Origin of the sequence: Enterococcus larvae (genome assembly GCF_017830045.1) — a bacterium.
Lineage (GTDB): Bacteria > Bacillota > Bacilli > Lactobacillales > Enterococcaceae > Enterococcus_L > Enterococcus_L larvae.
In genome coordinates, this window is the sequence record NZ_JAEDXU010000008.1 from 122,994 (window position 1) to 139,773 (window position 16,780).

General features: G+C 39.8%; 18 protein-coding genes. 6 read left to right on the plus strand and 12 right to left on the minus strand.

Going from position 1 to position 16,780, the window contains the following annotated elements; all coding sequences use genetic code 11:
- The first annotated feature begins 85 nt into the window (after positions 1-85).
- The 4 genes from pgmB to I6N96_RS14705 all read left to right on the plus strand — a co-directional run bounded on the left by pgmB (position 86) and on the right by I6N96_RS14705 (position 2,736).
- Positions 86-766 (plus strand): beta-phosphoglucomutase, encoded by a 681-nt coding sequence (gene pgmB, locus I6N96_RS14690; protein WP_209558311.1) that lies wholly within the window; start codon positions 86-88, stop codon positions 764-766.
- Complete coding sequence (locus I6N96_RS14695; protein ID WP_209558312.1) at positions 747-1,742, plus strand: aldose epimerase family protein; 996 nt, start codon at positions 747-749, stop codon at positions 1,740-1,742. Before pgmB ends, I6N96_RS14695 begins: the two co-directional genes overlap by 20 nt.
- Before the next feature lie 132 nt (positions 1,743-1,874).
- Positions 1,875-2,348: a TspO/MBR family protein gene (locus I6N96_RS14700; RefSeq protein WP_209558313.1), complete on the plus strand. Its 474-nt coding sequence runs from the start codon at positions 1,875-1,877 to the stop codon at positions 2,346-2,348.
- Positions 2,349-2,550: 202 nt separating this feature from the next.
- A complete protein-coding gene (locus tag I6N96_RS14705; RefSeq protein WP_209558314.1) occupies positions 2,551-2,736 on the plus strand; it encodes a hypothetical protein in 186 nt (61 codons plus the stop codon).
- 67 nt (positions 2,737-2,803) lie between these two features.
- Here the strand turns inward: I6N96_RS14705 and I6N96_RS14710 are convergent, their stop codons facing one another.
- From I6N96_RS14710 to I6N96_RS14750, 9 genes are all read right to left on the minus strand, one after another.
- Entirely contained in the window at positions 2,804-3,634 is an 831-nt protein-coding gene (locus I6N96_RS14710; protein WP_209558315.1) for an ABC transporter substrate-binding protein, read from the minus strand.
- On the minus strand, positions 3,631-4,584 hold the full coding sequence (locus tag I6N96_RS14715) for a prenyltransferase (RefSeq protein WP_209558316.1): 954 nt from the start codon (positions 4,582-4,584) through the stop codon (positions 3,631-3,633). Before I6N96_RS14715 ends, I6N96_RS14710 begins: the two co-directional genes overlap by 4 nt.
- Positions 4,581-5,402, minus strand: a complete 822-nt coding sequence (locus I6N96_RS14720) for a carbohydrate ABC transporter permease (RefSeq protein WP_209558317.1) — start codon at positions 5,400-5,402, stop codon at positions 4,581-4,583. The genes I6N96_RS14715 and I6N96_RS14720 overlap by 4 nt, the downstream gene beginning before the upstream one ends.
- Positions 5,399-6,271, minus strand: coding sequence for a carbohydrate ABC transporter permease (locus tag I6N96_RS14725; RefSeq protein WP_209558318.1), 873 nt, complete (start codon positions 6,269-6,271; stop codon positions 5,399-5,401). The genes I6N96_RS14720 and I6N96_RS14725 overlap by 4 nt, the downstream gene beginning before the upstream one ends.
- Positions 6,264-7,547: an ABC transporter substrate-binding protein gene (locus tag I6N96_RS14730; protein WP_209558319.1), complete on the minus strand. Its 1,284-nt coding sequence runs from the start codon at positions 7,545-7,547 to the stop codon at positions 6,264-6,266. Before I6N96_RS14730 ends, I6N96_RS14725 begins: the two co-directional genes overlap by 8 nt.
- 13 nt (positions 7,548-7,560) lie before the next feature.
- Complete coding sequence (locus I6N96_RS14735) at positions 7,561-8,628, minus strand: ABC transporter ATP-binding protein (protein ID WP_209558320.1); 1,068 nt, start codon at positions 8,626-8,628, stop codon at positions 7,561-7,563.
- A 232-nt stretch (positions 8,629-8,860) separates the two neighbouring features.
- Positions 8,861-9,784 carry a helix-turn-helix domain-containing protein gene (locus tag I6N96_RS14740; protein ID WP_209558321.1) on the minus strand — a complete coding sequence of 308 codons (924 nt, stop codon included), beginning with the start codon at positions 9,782-9,784 and terminating at the stop codon, positions 8,861-8,863.
- A 603-nt stretch (positions 9,785-10,387) separates the two neighbouring features.
- Positions 10,388-10,969: a polymer-forming cytoskeletal protein gene (locus I6N96_RS14745; protein ID WP_209558322.1), complete on the minus strand. Its 582-nt coding sequence runs from the start codon at positions 10,967-10,969 to the stop codon at positions 10,388-10,390.
- A 381-nt stretch (positions 10,970-11,350) separates the two neighbouring features.
- Positions 11,351-12,409, minus strand: coding sequence for a bifunctional transcriptional activator/DNA repair enzyme AdaA (locus I6N96_RS14750; RefSeq protein WP_209558323.1), 1,059 nt, complete (start codon positions 12,407-12,409; stop codon positions 11,351-11,353).
- A 223-nt stretch (positions 12,410-12,632) separates the two neighbouring features.
- Between I6N96_RS14750 and I6N96_RS14755 the strand changes: the two genes are divergently transcribed.
- Both I6N96_RS14755 and I6N96_RS14760 read left to right on the plus strand, forming a co-directional pair.
- The gene (locus I6N96_RS14755) at positions 12,633-13,559 is read left to right on the plus strand and encodes an ABC transporter ATP-binding protein (protein ID WP_209558324.1); all 927 of its coding nucleotides are present in this window, start codon (positions 12,633-12,635) and stop codon (positions 13,557-13,559) included.
- On the plus strand, positions 13,559-14,323 hold the full coding sequence (locus tag I6N96_RS14760) for an ABC transporter permease (RefSeq protein ID WP_209558325.1): 765 nt from the start codon (positions 13,559-13,561) through the stop codon (positions 14,321-14,323). Before I6N96_RS14755 ends, I6N96_RS14760 begins: the two co-directional genes overlap by 1 nt.
- A gap of 22 nt (positions 14,324-14,345) precedes the next feature.
- On the opposite strand, the gene I6N96_RS14765 is transcribed toward I6N96_RS14760, so the two are convergent.
- From I6N96_RS14765 to I6N96_RS14775, 3 genes are all read right to left on the minus strand, one after another.
- Positions 14,346-15,239, minus strand: a complete 894-nt coding sequence (locus tag I6N96_RS14765; protein WP_209558326.1) for a sensor histidine kinase — start codon at positions 15,237-15,239, stop codon at positions 14,346-14,348.
- 1 nt (position 15,240) lies between these two features.
- Positions 15,241-15,924 (minus strand): response regulator transcription factor, encoded by a 684-nt coding sequence (locus tag I6N96_RS14770; protein WP_209558327.1) that lies wholly within the window; start codon positions 15,922-15,924, stop codon positions 15,241-15,243.
- 113 nt (positions 15,925-16,037) lie between these two features.
- Positions 16,038-16,544 carry a hypothetical protein gene (locus tag I6N96_RS14775; RefSeq protein WP_209558328.1) on the minus strand — a complete coding sequence of 169 codons (507 nt, stop codon included), beginning with the start codon at positions 16,542-16,544 and terminating at the stop codon, positions 16,038-16,040.
- Positions 16,545-16,780 lie beyond the last annotated feature (236 nt).

Genomic DNA, 16,780 nt, shown 5'->3' on the forward strand with positions numbered 1-16,780 from the left:
GCAGTGAAGTTTCAGCAATAAGAGAATGCACTTTATCGATTGCGTTTCTTTAGTTTCGATTGTTCACAACAAAGGAGGAAACCACATGTTTCAAGGTGTACTATTCGATTTAGATGGTGTCATTACAGATACGGCTGACTATCATTACAAAGCGTGGAAAAAGCTAGGAGAAGAATTAGGTATTACAATCGATCGTGCGTTTAATGAACAGCTTAAGGGCGTTAGTCGTGAAGATTCTCTTCGTTTGATTCTTGCTCACGGCAATCAGTCTGACACTCATAGCGAAGCAGAATTTGCAGCATTAGCACAGAGAAAGAACGACAACTACGTAGAAATGATCCAGCAAGTATCTCCAAAGGATGTCTTTCCGGGAATCCTTGCGTTACTGCAGGAGCTAAAAAGCAATAATATAAAAACCGCATTGGCATCTGCCAGTAAAAACGGTCCTGTTTTGCTCGATAAAATGGCAATAGCTGATTATTTTGATACAATTGTTGATCCAGCTTCATTGAAAGCGGGAAAACCAGCACCGGATATTTTTATAGCCGCCGCTGACCAGTTGGGTGTATCAGTAGAGAAATGTATTGGTATCGAGGATGCCAAAGCGGGTATCATCGCAATCAAAAAAAGCGGAGCCTTTCCTATTGGAGTCGGGCTTGCCGAAGATCTGGGAAGCGATATTCCTCTTGTTTCTACAACGGCTGAATTATCTCTTTCCTTTTTAGAAAAGCTTTGGGGAAATAAAGATGACTATCACTATTCATAAACGTTATCACGATAAATTAGATCTTATCACCTTGACCAATGGCTCGTTAACTGCAACTTTTCTAAATTTTGGTGCTCGCCTATATCAGCTGTATACACCCGATCGTAATGGCCGAACAGAAAATATCCTACTGTCTCATGATAACAAACAAGATATTTTAAAGGATCAGGCATACTTTGGTGCCTTCGTCGGTCCGGTTGCCGGCCGAATCAAGTATGGCAGTTGGAAAAATACTCAATTAGAAAAAAACAATGATGCTCATCATATTCACGGTGGTTCAAACGGCTGGGCGTTTCAGTACTGGGCGTATGAAACATTCAGAACAGCGCATACTGTCGGTGTAAGTTTCACACTCACCGACACGTGTTCCGGCTATCCCGGACCTATTACCGCTATCGTGAATTACGAGCTGACTGAATCGTCATTGATCATGAAATCAATCTATCAAACCAAAGAGCTGACGTTGATCAATCCAACCAATCACAGCTATTTTAACCTCTCCGGTAATAGTAAATCAGATATCATGAACCATTCATTGACGATCAATGCCGCAGAGAAAATCGTCACGGATAAAGAAAATATTCCGATAGGTACACGTGAAAATATCACAGGGACAGCGTATGATTTCACCCAAGAAAAAGCGATTGGTGCCGCTTTAGAGGATATCCCAAATGGTATTGATGATCCATTTGTCCTAAATGCTGGTGCCCCTCAAGTCGTCTTAAAAGAACCTGTCAGCGGCAGAGTCATGGAAATCACAACCAACCGGCAAAGCGTTATCGTCTTCACAACAACGGGCTTCAATGACAGCTTTCTAGTTAACGGTCAAGCCATGCGCAGCAACTTAGGCATTGCGCTGGAAACACAAGAAATCCCAAACATCGTTCATCAGCCACAATGGGGATCGATAGAATTTTCTCCAGAAACAAGAAAAGAACATTGGACAATATTCAATTTTTCAACAGAAATAGAATGACGACTCACTCACTGTTCCAACTGCTAGTGTCGAATCTTTGATTCCTTAAAACTTGCTTTTATAAAAAAATAATCCTTATTTTCGAATATTTCTTTTCTTTCTTGTACACTAAAAAGGAAGGGAGAGATAAAAATGACAATAAAACGAATAATCTTATTCCTTGCATGTATCATTGGCGTAGAGCTGACAGGAAGCCTCTCTGGTTTTTTAACAGGAGATATTAGTGGAAAATATGCTGAAATGATCAAGCCGCCGCTTTCTCCTCCGGGCAGCTTAGTTGGCATGGTTTGGGTTGTCCTTTATTTTCTTATGGGGGTCAGCTTGTTCTTATTGTTGACTGCCGAACAACAGAAAAAGGATAAGCAAAAAGCTGTAGGACTATTCTTTGTTCAGTTAGTCGTCAATTTCATTTGGAGTCTAATTTTCTTCGGCGGAGAATATATGTGGCTAGGCGTTATCGTATGCCTGCTTCTTGCTAGTTTGATTCTGTTATCAATTGTGATTTTTCATAAGGTCAGACCTTGGGCCGCTTATTTACTCGTTCCCTATTTGATTTGGGTTTGTTTCGCTACCTATTTGTCAATTGGATTAGCATTGCTGAATTAAGAAAACTACTCCGATTTCATAAAGAAGCCGGAGTAGTTTTTCTAGTTTGTAAGTACAGCCTCTTCCTTACCTTCTACATGCCGCAATTTCAAAAATAAACAATAAAATACAAATGGAAAAAAACAAAAAAGCCGAATGTTTGAATATATTTCAAGGCAAGCGTAGACTGAAGTTAGAAATAAGAAAATGGAGGGATCGACCTATGTCAGAATCAATTGATAAAATCACTAAATTAGCAAATGAAGCAAAAAAAGAAGTTGAGCGTTTAGAAGATCGCCGTCAGGAGCATTTGGGAAACTCCATCAATTACATTGAAAATGAAATCCAGATTCAACGGCTCTATGCTAAAGTCGAAGCGTTGGAAGAAGCGCTGGATGCAATTAGATAATCAAAAGCCGTCAAACAGCTTTTCCATTGTTTGACGGCTTTTTTTTGGGCAACAGCTCCATCAAGTTTTAGAAAATAGAGGCAATATAGTCTTCAGCTTGAACAGCCATATCCAGCTTACCATGAGCAGCAAGCCAATCGGCTAAGAGCTGAAAATCTTTTGCTGAATAGTTTTGCTGGGATTCAAAGCTGAAATGCCCCATTTCTTGCGCTGCCTCTTCGGTATATGCAGCAATTTCAATACAAGTTTTGACTTTCTGCTCCGGAGACAGTCGATTAAAATCTGCCGCAGCCTCCTCCAATGCCAAGTGATAGTTTCTAACAAGCTCTTGGTTCTCCTGATAAAATACTTTATCAAAGCACCACATTACCATTGTTTTGTCACTGTTCTTTGAGTCCCACAATACTTCTGTCGGCAATTCCTTCATTATTTGATAGACAAAAGGCTCGATTGCTACTAAAGCGTCGATTTCTTTTTTGCGCAATGCCTCGATCCGTTCAAAGGTATTATCGATCCAGCTTGTTTTAGGTTCAATCAACTTACCCTTTAGGTCGTTGTCCATAAAAAATTGAAAAAGACCCTTTGTAGCAGCACCAACTCGAATCCCCTTTCTATTTACTGCTTCCGGATAACCAACCAATTTGATGGTTCGAGTTAAGGTTGAGGTCACAATTGCTTCTTTCCCTTGATTCAAGTAATCAAAGAAGAAAGTCAAATCGCCCATTACTGCATCTACGCCATTCCCTGTAAAGCTTTTGTTGGAGTGAAACTGGAAGGTTTCAGAGAGCTCCAAATCAACAGGTACTTGATGACGGTCGAAATAGCCTAGCCGCTCTGCTAAAATCACTGGCAGAACTAAAGGATTTACTTTATTTTGATACAGACGAATAGTTGTCATAATATCTCTCCTAACAATCGAATAATGAAAATCACACTCATCCAGCCATGAAAATGATAAATCAACAGCAACGGTCTTGGCCCATACTCTCTCCCCATATCAGGATAGACTTCTTGAATATGGTAATAATCCTTATACCAGTTGACATAGCCCTGCCGATAAAAAATCAGCCAGCCAATAAGATATTGCCACCATGGTATCACCTTCATGAAGAACAATGCTGTCCATGCGAAAAGCATGATCATAGCTTCTGGAATCAGTAATAAAATCGCATTTCGAAAGCCGATCACATGAGGGAGTGTTACACGAACACCCATATCCTTTTTATAATCGCCAATATTGTTTGTCGACATCAGAAAGATAGTAAAAATCATTGAAATCAAACTGTACCAAACTAGCGGCCAGCTGTTGTGGCCTGCTTGAACATATGCCGATAAGTAACAGCTTAAGCCGCCTACAAAAAAGCCGGAAATCAGCTCTGTGACTGGGTACAGAAGGTAAGGTTTCGGTCCCAAGGAATAAGTGACTGCTGCAACAACAGACAAACAGCCCCAGAAAAACAGCCAAACACTCTTAGTTAGCCAAACAAGCAGCAGACCGCTTCCACCACCTATTCCCAACATCAACAGCAGAATAAGAACCGCATCCATAAAGCGGGCATCGCCACGAACAAGTCCTTCACTGCCCTTATGCCCGGTAAAGGTCTCTTTATTCTCCTCATTGGCTAGAAAAGCACGCATTTCATTCGCTGTATTTGCAATGATATTGAAGCAAAAGCCAGTTAATGTAAATAAAAACAGTTCAACGAGCTTCACATGTCCTGTCAGACAAGCGCCAAATAAGCCGCCGCTCAATACCGGTAAGCCAGTGGCAAAACCGGTACGAATCTCCATTACTGTATAGCTTCTTCTGGCAAACCCCTTTAGATACGTAAATGTTTCCTGGATCATCCTTTGACACCTCCTGTCAGTCCATTATAAATATGTTTTTGCAGCACCAGATAAAAAATCAACATGGGAATGATACTGATAATGATCAACGCACATATTACCTGCCAATTGGTCTGATTCGGTCCAATAAACCGATACAGAGATGTTGCAACAGTTCCATGATTCTCTCCCGGTAGATAGAGGAACGGCAGATAGAAATCATTATAGATACTGATCATTTTCAGCATACTTACCGTAGCTGTCGCAGGTGCAAGTAACGGAAACAAAATCTTCCAGTACACCTGAAAGTAGCCAGCTCCTTCCAAAATCGCCGCTTTATCAAGCTCTCTAGGGATTTTTTCATACATTTGCAGATAGATGAAAATCATCACGACATCTGCCCCTAAATAAATGATGATGGGCGCAATCAGTTTGTTGTACCAGCCTAACGCGACAATAATCTTGAATGTCGATATCTGCGAGACCACCATCGGCACCATCGACAGCAGAAAATAGCTGCCAATCAAGAGCTTCTTAAAGGGAAAATCAAAACGATTCAAGACATAGGCCGTCATCGAGCCGATCAACACACTGCCGATCACGCCGAAGAAAACCAAGATAAAGGTATTGATAAATCCTGAAACAATTTTTCCCTGTTGAAATGCCACCTGATAATTCGTGAAATCAAGTGTTTCAGGAAGTGCCAAACCCGATGTAGCATTGAACTCTTCGTAGCCTTTGAAAGAGCCAAATAGGACAATAAGTAACGGGTACAGGCAAACAAACAGCCAGAGAAGGAGTAGTATATATTTAGTTAGAATCCCTACATTTTGCTTCATTCCTTTACCTCCCGCTGTACCTTCTGCTGTAATACACTCAATAGGACAATAATTAGCGTCATTACCACAGCCATTGCTGAGCCTAGTCCAACCAACTTCTGATCAAAGGCTGTCTTCATAGTCTGCAGAAGGAATGTCGTTGTACCATTTGATCCGTTCGTCATAATCAAGGGAATCTCAAAGGCAGAAACCGCACCAATCGTCAACAAAACAAAATTCAGCTTTAACACTGTTCGGATATTAGGCAGAATAATCCAACGAAGCTGCTGCCAAAAGGATGCCCCTTCCAAATCCGCCACACGATAATAGACAGTCGGAATACTCTGAACCGCTGAAAAATAAAGTAGAAAGCTGGTACCCAGATGCCGCCATAAAGAAATAAATGCCAAAGTATAATTTACTAATCGAGGATCTCCTAGCCAATAGCGAGAAAAAGAGCCTAGATGAAGAAATTGCAGGAGCTGATCAAATGAACCATCCGGCTCAAAAAACAATCGGAAAATCATTGAGACCGCAACACCACTGATCATGATGGGAAAAACAAAAACTGCTTTGAACAGTGTTTTTCCTCTCGTTTTCATTGACAAAAGAACGGCCAATAATAATGCTACGACAATTTGAAGCAATCCTGATCCAAGATAGTATAAATTGTTTTTGAATGCGGCAAAATAAGCCGGCTCCTGAATGATTTTCAAATAGTTGGCAAAACCAACAAAATTTTTCTCAGTAGAAAGACCATCCCAATCAGTAAAGCTATTATAGATCAACATAAGAATTGGCAGCAATCCGAAGATGATCATCAACATAACTGGAAAAAGGAGAAAGAGAAAAATAATTCTCTTCTCCTCACGTGTCAATTGATTACTCATGATTCTTGGCAGCAGTTTCCCATTTTGCTTCCAAAGAATTTACATATTCTTCGTAGCTTTCATTTTGATCGGGATACAAACCAATGTTAACAATCTTTTGCAGAGCATCTGTCAGTCGAGCAATTCCTGCTTCATTAGCAATGGCTGAATAGGTTGTGTCAACCTCAGCAGAGGTCGCTGGTGCAGTCAAGATCACATTATTTTCTTCAACTAATTTCTTCTCCGTTTCATCAAGCTCTGATTTAACAGGAGTCATACCGCCCATATCTTCAGCAAAGCCGCTTTCAGGAGAAATGAAAAATTCCAAAAAGGCTTCTGCGGTTGCTTTGTTCTTCGTATTCTTGTTGATTCCAATAACCGAAGGTGCACCTAATGCAAGGCTGGTTTTTCCATCAAGTAATACAGGAAATGGCATAATTTTGATTGTATCATCAGCTGATGCCAATGCTTGGATAGGAGCTACATCCTGTGATCCGCTCATCAGCATAGCGATTTTTCCATCTGCTAACTGCTGTTGCGCTTGCTGCCCTTCCAGAGTTACCGGATCAGCTTCAATCAACCCGTTAGAAGACAAGTCATAAATTAGATCCATGACTTCGCGAATCGGCTGCCCCGTTTCAAAAGCCGTTCCTTTTTCCAACGTTTCAGCTTTGAAATCCTCACCACCGTATGAAGATAATGCACCTGCCCATACAGCTAGTCGCTGGTAATTTGTGTAAAATGGAATCGCACCTGTCTTTTCTTTGATTTGTTTTGCTGCAGTAAGCAGCTCTTCTGTTGACGTCGGCAGTTCCTTGATTCCTGCTTCATCAAAGACCTCCTGATTATAAATCAGTCCCAGAGAGTTCAGAACTGTCGGCAAACCATAGACTGTCTCATCATAATCGGCCTCAGTCACATCAATATAATCCTTTTCCATCGCTTCCACCTTGCCTAACGGCTCAAAGTATTTTTCATACTCTTCAGGTGTTCCCGCCATTGAAAACGGAATGAATACAACATCACCATAATCAGTCGTGTTCATTCTTGTTGCGATATATTGATCGTAATCTGTTCCTGAAGCTTCCCATTTGATATCTGTTACTTCCGGGTATTTTTCTTTGAAGGCTTCTTCGATTTTTTCATACAGCTCATCTGCATCTACACGATTTGTCACAACTGTGATTTCTCCACTTACCGTATCTCCAGAGGCTTCCTTCTTTGTTTCATTTGAATTACACGCTGCCAATACCATAGTCAAGCTCAGTACAGATGCCGCGGTCAAAAACTTCTTCATCTCTTTTCCTCCATTACACTTCGTTTAATTTTTTATGATCATTACAGCTGAAAAGAAATACCTTCTTTTGGTCAACTGTAAAATTGATTTTCTGTCCAACACTTACACTGCTATCCGTCGAGGTTCGAATCGCTAATAAAACATCCTTCCATAATACAGATATCAGTTGATCACTGCCCATATAACGGATTTTCTTGATTACTCCACTATGGCTGCCTGCACCGTCAGACAAATGGATGTCCTCACTCCGAACTGCAGCAATGACCTGCTGTACCGGAAATCGGTCAAAGTCTGTTCCAAACCTTTCATCCTGCACGATCAAAGAACCGTCTCCATGAATCTCTCCATCAAAGCGATTGATTTCAGGACGCCCAATAAAACTCGCTGTAAACAAGTTGACAGGGGCTTCATAGATCTCACGAGGTGTCCCGATTTGCTGGACCACACCGTCCTTTAGTACAACTACTCTATCTGCCAAGGACATTGCTTCATCCTGTGCATGGGTCACAAAAATCGTAGTTGCCTTCAGCTGATCATGCACTTGGCGAATCAGTACTCCCGTCTGTTCACGCAACTTCGCGTCCAAATTGGACAACGGCTCATCTAATAGAAACAGCTTCGGCTCTCTAACGATAGCTCTTGCCAATGCAACACGTTGCCGTTGGCCGCCGGAAAGACTTTTTGGTTTCTCCTGAAGCAGCTCTTCAAGCTCTAAACTGACCGCAGCCCAATGCACTTTCTCTTCGATTGTTTGTTTGTTCTCTTTACGAACTTTCATTCCAAATGCAATATTATCCCTAACTGTCATATGAGGGAAGAGCGCATACTCCTGAAATACCATAGCGATGTTTCGATTCTTCGGCGAATAATTCGTCACATTTTCTTCTTCTAACAGGAAGCTTCCCTTTGTTACCTGCTCAAACCCAGTCAACATATTCAACAGCGTTGACTTGCCGCTTCCGCTAGGTCCGACAATCGCGATAAATTCCCCTTTTTCTATCGAAAGTTGAAAGTCTTTCAGTGCCCATTGCTCTTTTCGAGGGTATTGCTTTGAGAGTCCTTGCATTTCTATATAGGTCAATGTTCGACTCCTTTCATGATTGATTCGTGAAAACTATAACAAAGCCTCTATTAGGGTACTATTACTCAGTGAAAATGTCAAAATATCTCCTGTCTTTTCTTTACTCAGATGAAGAAAAAATGAGAAATTCTTTTCATTCGATTTTTCACTCTAAAAAAACAAAAAAAGAGTGTATCAGAGCTCAATGCCGTTCCAAAAAAGTTACCCTTTTTAGAACAGCAGATTGCTCTACTCACCCTTCCTTGATCAAATAAATTGGAAATGAAGACTTGCTCTCATTACTGGAATCTTCCTCTCCTTTTTCAGTTAGCAATGCCAGCTCTCTACGCATCAGCTCCGCCTTATCCTGCTCGCCGATATCCTCTGTTACTTTTATGAATAATTGCGTTTTTTCAAATGCCTTCGGATCCTTCGTAAGAAGAAACTTAAATAAACAGTCAAAATAATATAAATCCAATTTGTAGCTGGAATTTCTTAAAGCGCTTTGCTGCTTCTTCGCCAGCTTCAGGTATTTCTTTACAAGCATCAGCTTTCCTTCAAACAATCTGACATGAATCAGATTCAACAGTGCATTGAAGGCACTGTTTCGAGTCAGCTCATCCCTTTTCTCCTCATCTTTGACGGGAATTGCCTTTTTAATAAGCAGATCTGCCTGCTTTTCAGTAAAATAGGGTATTAAGTTTGCCAATAGTATATAATCGTACTGAAAATAATAATCCTTTTTTACAAGCATTCTATATATCAGCTCGCTGTCACTTTCACTAATTGATGGTATCTCTTCCCAGTGGTCATGAAAATAATTTTTTATTGCCAGCTGGTTGGAAAGCTCTCTCAAATCTTTAGTCGGCTTTACAGCTAGTTTCTTATAGTAAGCAATCAATTGCTTCTTCGTCTTCTCATCCTTCAAATGTTCTCCACAATGCTTGAATAGTTCTCTAAACTGCTGCTGATCAAGATCGAACATAGCAAAAGAAAAAAACTCATGAACATTTACAGACATTTTATTCAAAACACTCTGTAAATCGTTGAGCCGGACTGAACGCTCGTCACTTTCTATCCTTGAGTACGTCGTCCGATCAAGATATCCCTTCGATATCTCTCTTTGTGTATGCCTTTTGCTTTTTCTAATAAATTTTAGTGTTTCTCCAATATTCATTCTACTCCTCCAAGTCAGCGGTGTTGTACCACGAAAAAACAAAAAATAACGATAAACCATACTCCACTTAAAAATTTGTCTTATGCCTAAACTATTCTTTGTGTATGCTGCTTCACAACAGCAGTCTACTTCCATTTCCAGTTATCAGAATCTTACCTGTCAAGCGCTTGTAAATTCTCTTGATTGATTGCAGGAACAGTCATTCTCTCTATACACCTCGAAATCACTCCATAAGAAATCCAGCGTCTATATGTTGTTCTCCTGAAAAGCTTTGCAGATAGACATTCTTTGGATAGCAAGGACATTACCACACCAATATAATTAGCTTATTATAACAAAAACACTAATTAATAACAATTCTAATTTGAAATTTCAACATATTTTTTTAATATAAAAATAAAACCTAAGAATATGCATACAGCACTATATGTAAATGATAATTATTAATGATAAATAAAACGCTTTTATTAAAAAAACAACTTTCCTCTCAATCGTTTTTTTCAGTAGTTGCCATCTAGCTGAATCAATAAAAAAGCGAAGAGCCCCCGAATAAGGGAACTCTTCGCTTTTTTATTAGTAGAAGCTGTTGCTTGCTTCCAATGATTATTCGCTAACTGTTACTTCGCCGGTTACTGACGCACCGTCTTTATCAAGTGTTGCAGAATCTTGATATTCTTGTTTTTCAAAAGTTACATTACCATCTACTTTTGCTGCATCTAATACAAAGCCATTTGCTTTGACTACGATGTCACCCTTAACAGTCCCATGAACAATGTTAAAGTTTTCTGATTCAACTGTTAATGTAGGAACAGTGATTGTATATTCAGCTGTTACATTACGGTCAGCATCTTGAGAATACAATGCTAGTTTTCTATAGATGTCACTGCTTGCATCATCTTTATCATGGAACTCTCCTGATACAGTGATATCGTTAGTGAAAGTTACATCCTTTGTTGCAGCAATGATCCAGTTACCATCTGCTGATAAAGCTGTTTCCAACACTGCAGGATCATCACTTACTGACGCTGTAGATACAACATCTGTTGTGCTGCTGTCTGCTGTACTTACTTCAGTTGTAGATGATGAAGAGCTGCTTGATGAATCCTTATTATCTGCACCACATGCACCCAATACTAAAGTTGTTACTGCTGTTAGACCTAATAATGCCAATTTTTTTGATACCATAAAATATCTCTCCCTTTCTTTAATCGTAGAAAGTATAACACGGAAATAAATTTTTTAACAAAGAATTGCACTTTCATAAGTCAATTAAAAACTTTGTGAAATAAAATCTGATCAAAAGAAATCATTTCACCTTTTCTTAGCTGTATTCCTACCGATTTTCTTTAGAAAAATAGGATTTATAAGGAAGTCAAGGCAACGGTATCTATTCCTTTTTTTTCTGTTCAGTTATTTCACTAAAACAACTTTCTACATTTTTTTCTTCCTTTAAGTATGCAATGATACGTGAAACTTTTAACTTTCTTAATAAAAAACAGAGGTAAAAACGAGTGTATAGAGTAAATCTCTCAACAGTCGTTTTATCCCCTGCTCTATTAACATGACTTAATTCTTTTTCAGATAATTTTTTTCATGATTCAACAGCCACTGCTTTCTATCCAAACCGCCAGCGTAGCCACCTAAACCTCCATTGGTTTGGATCACTCGGTGACAGGGAACAATGATCGCCAGCTGGTTCGCGCCATTAGCATTGCCGATGGCTCTTGAAGCATTTGGTCGTTCAAGCTTAGTACCTAGTTCTTTATAGGAAGTCGTCTCCCCTCTTTCAATCATCAAAAGCTGCTGCCAGACACTCTTTTGGAAATCAGACCCCATAAGAATAAATGGTGTTTTGAATGCCTTCAAAGATTGTGCAAAATACTGCTGCAGCTCAGCCTTGATTTGTTCGGATATTTTCGTCTTTCCCGGAATGATTTGAGCATTCAAGCGATTTCGTAGTCTTTCAATCTCACGCTCCAAGCCTCGGCGATCCACAAACTCCAGCAAATATAGATAGTCATCATCTGCCACACTCATCATTGGTCCCAGTTCTGTGTCGATCCAATCCGCAGAAAGAACCTTCAATTCCTTCGACTGCTTCGGCTTTCTTCCCATGATTTTAGTAAACGCATCATGAAAGCCGCTGGATGAATCATAACCGGCATCTAGCTGTGTATCAATGATTTTCTCTCCATTTTTGATTGTCTTCATCGCAATCCCCATCCTTCTCGCTCTGGCAAACTGAACAAATGTCATACCATACACCTTTTTAAATTGTCTTCTTGCAGTTGCAGAATGGATACCCAATTCAGAAAAATCTCTATCGCTCCAACGTTTTTCCGGTTCGGCTTCTACTAATTCAACCATTTTCTGAACTGTCTCTGGTATGGACCGAGGATAAGAAAGCGGCTTACATCGCTTGCATGGTCTAAAGCCAGATAGTAATGCTTCCTCTGCTGTGTCATAGAATATACAATGCTCGTATTTCGGCTTTCTTGCAGGGCAGGTCGCATGACAAAAAACACCTGTAGTTGTGATTCCGGCAAAGAAAATCCCATCAAACGCTGTGTTTCGTTCAAGAAGAGCTTTATAATAAGCGTGCTTCATTTTTTCATCAGTGATCATTGTGACCTCCTCCAGTCTTTTCCAGTTTATCATTGATAGCTTCTCATTCATTTCTATTTGATTATAAGCCTTCTTTTGCTTCTATGCATCCGAAAAATGAACACCTAATTTTTCTACTTCTATCCACATCCTCTAAGATTTAAGAGTTATTTAAGAAATGATTAAGAGACCAGTTAAGAAACTCTTGCTATAGTATTGATGTAGAGAAAAGGAGTGAATAACCATGAATGAATCAATGTTGACTTTAAAACATGTATCAAAAAGCTTTGGAAAAGAACAGGCACTGAAAAATGTGTCTTTAGAAGTAAAAAAAGGCGATATTTACGGCTTGATTGGACGAAATGGTTCCGGTAAAACCACAATCATGAAGCTGATCACTGATTTGTCAAAAGAATCTGATGGTGACATCGTCTTATTAGGAAGAAGTAAAAAGAAAAGCAGCTACACACAGGCACTGCAGCATATTGGGGCAGTCATTGAAGAGCCCGTTGCCTACAGCAAGCTCTCGGCATATGAAAACATGAAAATCATCTGTATCCAAAAAGGAATCCATGATTATTCTGTCATCAAGGAAATGCTGCAGTTCGTCAATCTGGCAGATACAGGAAAGAAAAAGTTCAAAAACTTCTCTTTAGGAATGAAGCAGAGACTAGGTATCGCAATGGCATTAGTCAATAATCCGGATTTTCTGATCCTGGACGAGCCGATCAACGGACTCGATCCAATCGCTATCATTGAATTTCGTGAACTACTTGAAAGAATCAACAACGAACGAAATACGACTATCTTGATCTCCAGTCATATCCTGACTGAGCTATATCAAGTCTCCACTCGTTTTGGGTTTATCCATAAAGGTGAAATGATTCAAGAGATTACAAAAACTGACTTTGATGCTCTCTGCACGGAGGATATCATCGTGCATGTAAATGACATCAATCTTGCCTCCGTCACTATAAGAGAGCAATTAACAAAAGACTTCACAGCAATCAATGAACAGGAGCTGCGAATCCATGACAACAGTCTGGTAATTGCCAAGGTTAATCGGTTATTGGTAACGAATGGTATCGATGTTTCATTTATTGGGAAAAAAGAAGTTAGTTTGGAAAATTATTACACAAATCTGGTCAAAGAAATAGGAGGTGCAGAATAATGATTCGATTGATGAAAGCTGATATTTATCGTTTATTGCGCACAAAAGGGTTTTATATCACGATGATTTTAATGGTTGCCTACGCTGTGCTTATCGTTTCTTCACAATCTGTAGGAAGTGTCGGCGTCAACATGAGTGATACACTCGATGCCTCGACCATTCAGTGGAATTTAAAAATGGCTGTTCAATACACGTCATTTTCAAGTGCCTTTCTGGTTTATTTTCTGATTGGGCTGTTTGTTATTCTTTTCGGCTATGAATTTTCTCAACGGACGTATAAGAATAGTTTAACTGCCGGTGTCAGTCGGCTGACCTTTGTTTTATCAAAATACCTGATCCAGCTGCTGTTCTTTCTTCTTGCAACATTATTGTATTTTGGCGGCGCTGTAGTAACAGCTTATTTCAAATATGGTCTCGGTGATACAGATCTTGCTCCCTTTTTATGGAATACACTGGTCTTATCTATCGGTATCAGTTTAGTTATCAGTGTCGTTTTCAGTCTGGCATCCTTCGTTTTAGTCAGCAGCAACAGTCTTGTTCTTGCCTCTATCTTTGTTGTGGTTTATCCGATGGCGATCCAAATCATTGCGATGATGATAAACGCTGATGGATTAAAATATTTTGATTTCTTTGGTCTCGTTCAACAAATCGGACTCGGAACGCTTTCAGGAAAAGAGCTGCTTCCTTACACAATAATCAGCTTGATCACCATTGTCCTATCCTTAGCAGGAAGCGCCCTTGTGATTCGACAGAAAGAGCTATAACCATTAAAAAGCAGTCAGAGCTTTATTGCCTCTGGCTGCTTTTTAATGTGATCGTTAATTCAAAAATTGATTCAGTAGATGCAAGCTGGATGTCCCCCTCAAGCAGTTCTACCAGCTCCTTAACGATATGAAGGCCTAAGCCGGTACTTTTATTTGCCCTGGATGAATCTTCTGTCATAAACCGCTGGAACAGCTCCTGAGGGTCAATGATTCTTTCTGCAATCCCGTTTTTGAATTGAAAAATCAACGCCTCAGACTCTTTTATCAACTTGACTTCAGAATAGCCCTGACCATGCTTCAGCATATTGCCCAATACATTTTGAAATATCCGCTGTAGAACGGTTCGGTCCGAAATCAGCAAATCAGTTTCTGCAATCTCGATAGAAAGAGGCATCTCTTGTTCTTGAAATTCTTCATAATAAGTGAACAAATTCTCCCTTAAAAGCTCTGAGACATCAACCTGTTCAAGCTCAAGCGCCACCCCTTTCTCCTGAATCAAGTTGTATTCCATCAGGTAACCAAGATAATGGGAAATCGAGGTCAGACTATTATCTATCTTTTGAATCATCTCCTGCTTTTCTCCAAGGGAAGTGTCCTTCAATAAAATCTGCGTATAACCTGAAGAAACAGTCAGCGGCGTCTTCAGATCGTGTGTCAGATTCGAGAGTAGTTGATGAAGCTGTTTCTCCTTTTGCCTCTGCTCCTGATAATACTTCTTGTTTTTACGGATCAGCTGATTGTTCTGATCTAAAAGCCGACGAATCAAAAGGATTTTAGAGGTTGAAACCAATTCTGCATTTGTTTCTTCTGTTACAATAAACTTCAGCTGTTGAAGAATTTCCCTTAAATCAAACAGGAGGAACATGACATAAATGATTGTGAGAAGCAACGCAATTCCTAAAAACCAAGTCAGCATATCAGCTGTCCTCCTTTGCTAGACGAATACCCATTCCCCAAATCGTCTCAATGTACTCATTATCAGGATCGGCTGCCTTCAGCTTCTTCCTTAATGTGCTGATATGAACGTTAACTGTATTTTCCCCGCCAATATATGAGTCTCCCCATACTCGCTCATAAAGATTCGCCTTTGAATAGATTTTGTTAGGGTAGCTTAAAAGCAACTCCAACAGCTGATACTCCTTATGGGAAATATCGATTTGCTTGCTGCGCACAGAAACTTCATAGCTCGCCATATTCAATGTCAGGTTCTTGAAAGCCATTGTTTTTTCCTGTGGTGCCAGGATAGCTGTATTCCTCAGCTGTACCTCAATTCGTGCTTCAAGCTCTTCAATATCAAACGGCTTAGTTACATAATCTGCGGCACCTTCTTTCAAAAGCTCCACCGTTTTTTTCTTATCATTGACAGCCGTCATAATAATCACAGGTACAGCAGATTCCTTCTTGATACTCTTCAATACACTTTCTCCTGTAACGCCGGGAAGCATCAAATCCAAGATCACTAAATCAAAGGTCTCTTCCGATGCACGAATGACCCCTTCTGTTCCTGAGCGGACAATCGTCAACTGATACTTCTCCTGAAATAAGTGGTTCAAAAGCTGACAAATATTTTCATCATCCTCAACAATCAATACTTTCTTCATCTTGTCCTCCGTATTTTCTCCATAGTTCTTATCAATTTATAGCGATAGCTATATCCATGATCCATCGCCTTTCACTCTGCTATTCTCTTACATAGCCGACTTTCTTCAGCTTTCTAATTCGCAGTTCCAGATGCCTCGATAAAAACCAAAGACTGCTGCAAATCTATATAAATCGTTCGTCCAATTGAAGAATCAAGCTGCCCGGTGTCCTCCAACTCCTGCCAGTAAAACGGTCCCTTTATCTGTTTAGGTTGAAAAAACAACGGCAAGCGCGTCACCTCAGAATAAGAAGCCCCTTCAATGAAATGCGCAAACTCCGCATCATCAAGCTTCGCAAAAATGTATAGTTCTGTTCGTACATGACCTACACTTCTTTTTTCCACAGCAGACATCCAATATAGCGACTCTGTTTCAGGAAAATCAGGAAAATACATTTCGAGCCCTTCTCGATCTGTACGAATCTCACTGATATCCTTTTCTCTAAACCAGAAGATAAGCAGCGCTCTTAATCCCATCACAATGAGGATTGTCGCAATAAATAGCACTAATGCTCTTTTTATTTTCTGTTTACTCAGTTTTATCGACCCCTTTAAGTTCAACGGCATAATTAAAATGACCATAGTGAAGCAACAAAAATTCTTATGACAGGCAGGAAAAACATTACTGTATGATGCATAGTCGCCCCTTTGATCCTCATAAGCGCTTCATTCTATATTTTACTATAGTTCTCGGCTGTCGTCCCTTTGTTTTTAAATCAGCTGGCAATAAGTTCTCTACAGTACTTCTCTGCCACTCAAGGACAACAAAAATCATCCTTGAGCATCAGATTTACATTCTGACATCCAAGGATGATTTT